The following is a 6,426-nucleotide window of genomic DNA, read 5'->3' on the forward strand; positions in this document are numbered from 1 at the left end:
CGCCCTGGACCAGGGTGTGCGCCCCACGGCGCTTTCTCGTCGGTCTTCTCGCTCCCCGTGGTCCGGCGCGTCACCAGGCCGTCGCGGAGGAGGCGGACTTCTCCGAGGGCAGCAGCGCCCACAGCGCCAGGTAGAGCAGGAACTGCGGGCCGGGCAGTAGGCAGGACACGACGAAGATCACGCGCATCGTGCTCGCCGACGTACCGAAGCGCCGGGCGAGGCCCGCGCACACTCCGCCGATCATGCGGCCTTCGCGGGGGCGGACAAGTGCGGCCATGGTGGGCTCCTTCGCGAACCGTAGCGGGAGGAGCAGCGATCTGTGCTCCCCGATGTATCCATGGTGCCGCGCCGGAGGGGGACAAAGCATCGCTCTACGGGGCGAGGCCGACCCCGGTAATCGTCGGGGTCGATCCCTGAGGGGCCTCGTCCCTGAGTCGGGTCTCGTGGCGGTAGTGGGGCAGGTCCCGCACCCCGGGCAGCCCCCGGCGGCGCAGCCGGGCCCGGCAGAGCGGGACGACCAGCAGATGGGCCAGCACCACCCCGGTGGTGTTCAGCAGCAGCGAGTCGATGTCGACGACCTGCCCCGGCACCCCGGTCTGGCCCAGCTCGATGGCGAGCGAGATCAGCGCCCCGGCGGCGACGGTACGCAGCAGCGAGACCCAGGGCGAGACGAAGATCCGCCCCCCGGCCATCGGCAGCAGCACCCCGAGCGGGGCCAGCAGGAACAGCGCCCCGCCGATCCGGCGGACCGCCTCGGCCGGTCCGAGCGCGAGGTCGGCCCTGATCCCGGCGAGCGGCTCGAAATTCGCCGCCGTGATCCAGGGGACGTCCAGCGGGCGCAGCGTCAGCCACCCGACGAACAGCAGATGCGCGACAAGGAGAGTGACGCCCGCCGCGCGGAAGTGGATGACGGTCTGGCCGTCCGAACTGTGACGCACGCCCACCAAGACGCCACGACCGGCAGGATCGGTTCCGTACGGTCGAGGGCGGCTGCGTACGGGCGCCCCCGGCCCGGGCCCGCCCGCTCTCCACCGGCCCCGGCGGGACCGGCGGGACCGGCGTCAGTCCAGCCGGACCGCGTCCGGCGTGGCCAGGTCTCCGGGCCGGGACTTCGTCTGCGAGGTGCACAGGTAGCCGCGCGGCGGGTAGTCCCCGGGCCCGCCCAGCACCACCGAGCCGTCCTCCGCCAGCGCATCGCTCTCCGCGAACGTGCACACCAGCTGGGCCAGCGCCTCCGCCGACAGGTCCTCCGGCTGGCTGCTCAGCCGCAGGGTGCCCGCCGGATCGCCGTCCCGGGACGGATCCACCCGCAGCCCGGCCGGAACAGCGGTGGTGAACCCGGCCCGCCGCTCGCTCGCGGCCGGCGTCTGCTGGACCTCCTTCAGCAGCGCGCGGGCCACCTCCACCGGCTCGGAGCCGACCCCGTCCGCCGGCATCGGGCGGTCCACGGTGACCAGCTGGGAGGCGCACACCAGATACACCTCGGCGCTCAGACTGTCCGGCGACCGGGTGCTGACGTCCGAGGAGGACACCCGGCACGGCACCCGGGAGGGCGCGGCCCCCGCGTCCACCGGCACCGAGGTCGTCCGGATTCCGCACCCGGAGACCAGCGCCGTGGCCGCCAGCACGGCCGCCAGCGGGACGGCCGTGCGCCACCGGAGCAGGCGGCCGCGCCTCCGGTACGTGACATCGCCGCGCTTCACGTCGCCCCGTCCTCGTCCGCGGCTCCCGAGCCCGGCTCGTCGTTCCGTGCGATCCTCTCCGCGTCGCGCGGCAGCCGCAGCTCGAACACGGCACCGCCGTCCGGGGAGTTCGCCGCCGTGATGTCACCGCCGTGGATGTGCGCGTTCTCCATGGCGATGGAGAGGCCGAGCCCGCTGCCCTCCGACCGCGGCCGGGAGGCACTGGCCTTGTAGAACCGGTCGAAGACATGCGGCAGCACGTCATCGGGGATGCCCGGACCGTGGTCCCGTACCTCGATGACCAGCTCCTCGCCCTCGATCCGCGCCCGTACGCCCACCGGCGAACCGCCGTGCTTGAGGGCGTTGCCGATCAGATTGGCCAGGATCACGTCCAGCCGGCGCGGATCGAGCCGGACCATCATGCCGCGCTCCGCGTCCAGGTCCACCGCGTCCAGCCAGGCCCGCGCGTCGATGCACGCGGTCACCTGGTCGGCCACGTCGACGTCGTCCAGGACGAGCCGGGCCGTGCCCGCGTCGAAGCGGGTCACCTCCATCAGGTTCTCCACCAGGTCGTTCAGCCGCCGGGTCTCGCTGACGACGAGATGCACGGCGGGGGCGATCATCGGGTCGAGGGTGTCCGCCTCGTCCTCCAGCACCTCGGCCACCGCGGTGATCGCGGTCAGCGGGGTGCGCAGCTCGTGCGACATGTCGGCGACGAACCGGCGGCTCGCCTCCTCCCGGGCGCTCATGTCGGCGACCTTCTTCTCCAGCGAGCTCGCCGTCCTGTTGAACGTACGGGAGAGATCGGCGAGTTCATCCGTCCCGGAGACCGTGAGCCGGGTGTCGAGCTTGCCCTCGCCGAGCTTGCGGGCCGCGTCGCCGAGCCGCTGCACCGGGCGCAGCACCGTCGTCGCGGCGGCCTGCGCGAGCAGCGCCGAGCCGACCAGCGCGAGGGCGGTGGCGATCCCCAGCGACCAGGCCAGCGAGTTGAGGTCCTGCCGCTCCTGGTCGAGGGACTTGAGCATGTAGCCGGTCGGGCCGCCGCCGATGATCCGCGTACCGGCGACGAGATACGGCGTGCCCGCGATGCTCGTACGCTGCCAGAACAGGTGGTACTCGTGCTCGTTGCTCGACGTCAGCGGCTGCTTGCGCGCCACCTGCTCCTGCAACGAGTGCGGCACGTCGGCCCGGGTGAAGGTGTCCAGGTCGGAGTAGCCCACGATCGGCTTGCCGCGCTCGCGCTCGGCCTCCAGCAGCACGCTGTAGCCCGGGCTGCTGGACGCCATCTTCCCGGCGGCCCGCTGGAGATCGTCCTTGGTGGGCCGCGTCGGCAGCGTGGCCGCCGTCTCCTGCATCTGCCGCCGGAAGTCGTCGAGCGCGGTGTCCTGCGTCCGGGTCAGCACGGCCTCGCGGTTGAGCCAGTACGCGATCCCCGAGGCGGACACCGCGGCCACCAGCGCCACCAGCGCGAACACCACGACCAGCCGCAGCCGCAGACTGGTCCAGCGCAGACCGGCGCGGATCGACCGCTTGGCGGATTCGGTCACTGAGGCGAGTCCAGCCGGTAACCCACGCCCCGCACCGTACGGATCAGGGTCGGCGAGGACGGCACGTCCTCCACCTTCGCGCGCAGCCGCTGCACACAGGCGTCCACCAGCCGGGAGTCGCCCAGGTAGTCGTGCTCCCACACCAGACGCAGCAACTGCTGCCGGGACAGGGCCTGGCCGGGCCGGCGGCTCAGCTCCAGCAGGAGCCGCAGCTCGGTCGGCGTGAGCTGCAGATCCTCCCCGTCCTTGGTGACGGTCATGGCGGAGCGGTCGATCACCACATTGCCGAAGGTCGCCGAGTCGGTCGACTCGCGCTCCCCGCGGCGCAGCACCGCCCGGATCCGGGCGTCCAGCACCCGGCCCTGGACGGGTTTCACCACATAGTCGTCCGCGCCGGACTCCAGTCCCACCACGACGTCGATGTCGTCGCTGCGCGCGGTCAGCAGAATGATCGGCAGTTGGTCGGTGCGGCGGATCCGCCGGCACACCTCGAAACCGTCGATCCCGGGCAGCATCACATCCAGCACGACCAGGTCGGGCCGCTGCTCGCGCAACAGCTCCAGGCCGTCCTCTCCCGTCGCCGCGGTGGCCACACGGTGGCCCTGGCGTGACAGCGAGAGTTCGAGGGCCGTGCGGATGGCGTCGTCGTCCTCGATCAGCAACAGGAAAGGCACGGACGTCATTCTGGCCCATGGTGGCGCTTCAGTTCGACCTGTGGTCCGGTCCGATTGTCCGGGCACGGCCGCAACTCCCCCTGTGACAGGCCTGTGACAGTCGGGGGACAGCGCCATGAAACTGCCCCGGCAAGCTCTTGGTCAGCAGGAAACGAACGGACTCCACCGATAGGGGGCGCGAGATGAACGCACTGCACAGCACCAGCTCAAGCGCAGTTGTCACGCGCCTCCACGACATCGGGCGGAGCAGCGAGAAGTCCGGTGCGACGAACCTACGGGGGTGTGTTCGAAGCGCCGGGCGTCAGCACCTGCCGTCGCAGTCGACCGCGGAGCAGCCGCGTTCGACGTACATGACGGTGGTGGACGCACCCACGGGGGATGTGGGGGGCAACGGGGGGAGCGCGTACGGGAAGGCCACGGGGGATCGCACCACGGGGGCGGAGACCGCGGACGCCGAAGCGGCGTTCACGGCCTACGTCCAGGAGCGACGGGCCTCCCTGTACGCGACCGCCTACCACCTGACCGGCGACCGGTTCGAGGCCGAGGACCTGCTGCAGAGCGCCCTCTTCTCGACGTACCGGGCCTGGGACCGGATCAGCGACAAGGCGGCGGTCGGCGGCTATCTGCGCCGCACCATGACCAACCTGCACATCAGCGCCTGGCGCAGGCGCAAGCTCAACGAATACCCGACCGAGGAGCTGCCGGAGACGGTGGGCGACACGGACGCGATGCGCGGCACGGAGCTGCGGGCGGTGCTGTGGCAGGCGCTCGCCCGACTGCCCGAACTCCAGCGCACGATGCTGGTTCTGCGGTACTACGAGGGCCGCACCGACCCGGAGATCGCGTCCATCCTCGACATCAGTGTCGGCACGGTGAAGTCGAGCATCTGGCGCTCCCTGCGCCGGCTGCGCGAGGACGAGGTCCTCAGCTTCGGACGTGACGAGCAGGAGTCCTTCGGCGAGCTGGTGGCCTGAGGCAGGGCCCTCCGCTTCGGGGGAGGCGGGGCCCACGGGGGAGCAGGAGAAAAAACGGGGGACCGAGGGGGTTCGGGGGAACCACGGGGGAAACACAGCGGGGTCGTACGGGCCGGGGGGTCCTGTACGACCCCGCTGCCCGTTCCGGGCCGCCTTTCCAGCCCTCCGGGCTACGTTCAGCTGGTCCGGGCATATTTCCGCCCCTCCGGCGTTTGAGGAGCGGGGCCCGGGGCGGGGCCCCGGTTACGGGGAGGGGCGGGGCGGGGAGAAGGCCCCCCGCAGGCGCCCCGACCCCGCACCCCCGGGGGGCCTACACCGCCCGAGCCGCAGGAGCCCCACGGTGGCACCGACCCGCCGCCGCAGCAGCGAACCGCCCCAACGCCTCCTCCTTGCCGCACGGATACGCCCCCAACGCCGTCTGACGGGCCACGATCCGCCGCTCGGCCCGCATCAGCCGCCACCCGCGCCGCAGCAGGAACGGAACCGACTTGCGGCCCTCGCGCAGATCCCGCACCAGCCGACGCCGGAACGTCGTCGACGGACGGCCGCGCAGGCACAGCGCGTCGGCGAGCAGGCCCAGTTCCCGGCAGCGCTCCACGATGTCCGCGGCGAAGATCCCCTCGGCCACGAACAGCGGCGACCGCTCGATGTGGAAGGTCTCGTGGCCCGTACGGGAACTGGTGGCGATGTCGTACACCGGAACGTCCGTACGACCGCGCCGGCACAGCTCGGCGACGGCCGCCACCGCCGCGTCCGCGTCCCAGGACCCGGCGGAGTCCCAGTCGATGTCCGTGGAGCCGGGCACCCGGGGCAGCGTGGGGTCGTCGTGCTCCTTGTAGAAGTCGTCCAGGCGCAGCACCGGAAGGCCGGTGCGGGCGGCCAGGACGGACTTGCCGGAGCCGGAGGGGCCCGCGAGCAGCACGACGCGGGTCGGGATCGGTTGGGAACTCACAGAACAGAAGTGTGAGGCATTGACCCGCGCAGGGGATCCCTCGGGCCTCCTGTTGGTATCCGACATCACACCTCAACTACTCTGCGCGTACGGACGATTACCCGACCAGGCTCGATCAGGTGGAAAACATGGCACTACATGCACGTAAGCCCGAACGTCGCGTTCTGCTGCGCGCCGGTCTGACCTTCACCGCGCTGGGGGCGGCGCTGGGGGCCGGTGCGGGCTCCGCACAGGCCGTCTCGCTGCCGCCCGCGGCCGAGGTCCCGGAGCAGGGGGTCTCCGCCCTCCAGGCGGTCGGCGAGACGGCTGCGCCCGCCGTGACGAGCGCGCTCGGGACCTCGCTGGCCAGCAGCGTCGCGCCGATCACCGACGTTCAGCTGGACCCGCTGGCGGGCACCGGCGTGGACCCGCTGGACAACGCCGTGGGCACCCAGATCGCCGACTTCAAGCCGGTGACCACCGCGATCGTCACCGACCCGATCACCAGCGGCGGCGCGCTGAGCGACCTGCCCGTGGTGGGTTCGGTGGCCAAGCTCGTCGCCGGCTGACGCGCGCGGGACACGGACACGGCGAACGGGGCCGCCCCGGGGTGGGAGC

The 6,426-nt window shown here is 72.1% G+C and carries 8 protein-coding genes; 2 read left to right on the forward strand and 6 right to left on the reverse strand.

Annotated elements, in window-relative coordinates; genetic code table 11:
• Positions 1-70: 70 nt before the first annotated feature.
• The 5 genes from ACFWM7_RS32465 to afsQ1 all read right to left on the reverse strand — a co-directional run bounded on the left by ACFWM7_RS32465 (position 71) and on the right by afsQ1 (position 3,903).
• A complete protein-coding gene (locus ACFWM7_RS32465) occupies positions 71-277 on the reverse strand; it encodes a PspC domain-containing protein (RefSeq protein ID WP_030576079.1) in 207 nt (68 codons plus the stop codon).
• A gap of 94 nt (positions 278-371) precedes the next feature.
• Positions 372-944 carry a VanZ family protein gene (locus ACFWM7_RS32470; protein ID WP_383267603.1) on the reverse strand — a complete coding sequence of 191 codons (573 nt, stop codon included), beginning with the start codon at positions 942-944 and terminating at the stop codon, positions 372-374.
• Between the two features lie 117 nt (positions 945-1,061).
• The gene (locus ACFWM7_RS32475) at positions 1,062-1,703 is read right to left on the reverse strand and encodes a hypothetical protein (protein WP_383267606.1); all 642 of its coding nucleotides are present in this window, start codon (positions 1,701-1,703) and stop codon (positions 1,062-1,064) included.
• On the reverse strand, positions 1,700-3,229 hold the full coding sequence (locus tag ACFWM7_RS32480; protein WP_383267609.1) for an ATP-binding protein: 1,530 nt from the start codon (positions 3,227-3,229) through the stop codon (positions 1,700-1,702). The genes ACFWM7_RS32475 and ACFWM7_RS32480 overlap by 4 nt, the downstream gene beginning before the upstream one ends.
• Positions 3,226-3,903 carry a two-component system response regulator AfsQ1 gene (afsQ1, locus tag ACFWM7_RS32485; RefSeq protein ID WP_006127084.1) on the reverse strand — a complete coding sequence of 226 codons (678 nt, stop codon included), beginning with the start codon at positions 3,901-3,903 and terminating at the stop codon, positions 3,226-3,228. Before afsQ1 ends, ACFWM7_RS32480 begins: the two co-directional genes overlap by 4 nt.
• Positions 3,904-4,085: 182 nt before the next feature.
• Between afsQ1 and ACFWM7_RS32490 the strand changes: the two genes are divergently transcribed.
• Complete coding sequence (locus ACFWM7_RS32490; RefSeq protein WP_383267612.1) at positions 4,086-4,877, forward strand: SigE family RNA polymerase sigma factor; 792 nt, start codon at positions 4,086-4,088, stop codon at positions 4,875-4,877.
• Between the two features lie 310 nt (positions 4,878-5,187).
• Here the strand turns inward: ACFWM7_RS32490 and ACFWM7_RS32495 are convergent, their stop codons facing one another.
• On the reverse strand, positions 5,188-5,895 hold the full coding sequence (locus tag ACFWM7_RS32495; protein WP_383267615.1) for a uridine kinase: 708 nt from the start codon (positions 5,893-5,895) through the stop codon (positions 5,188-5,190).
• A 62-nt stretch (positions 5,896-5,957) separates the two neighbouring features.
• Here ACFWM7_RS32495 and ACFWM7_RS32500 point away from each other — a divergent pair, with 62 nt between their 5' ends.
• Positions 5,958-6,377 (forward strand): hypothetical protein, encoded by a 420-nt coding sequence (locus ACFWM7_RS32500; protein WP_383267618.1) that lies wholly within the window; start codon positions 5,958-5,960, stop codon positions 6,375-6,377.
• Positions 6,378-6,426 lie beyond the last annotated feature (49 nt).

It is taken from the genome of Streptomyces sp. NPDC058375, assembly GCF_042723425.1.
Taxonomy (GTDB): Bacteria; Actinomycetota; Actinomycetes; order Streptomycetales; family Streptomycetaceae; genus Streptomyces; species Streptomyces durocortorensis.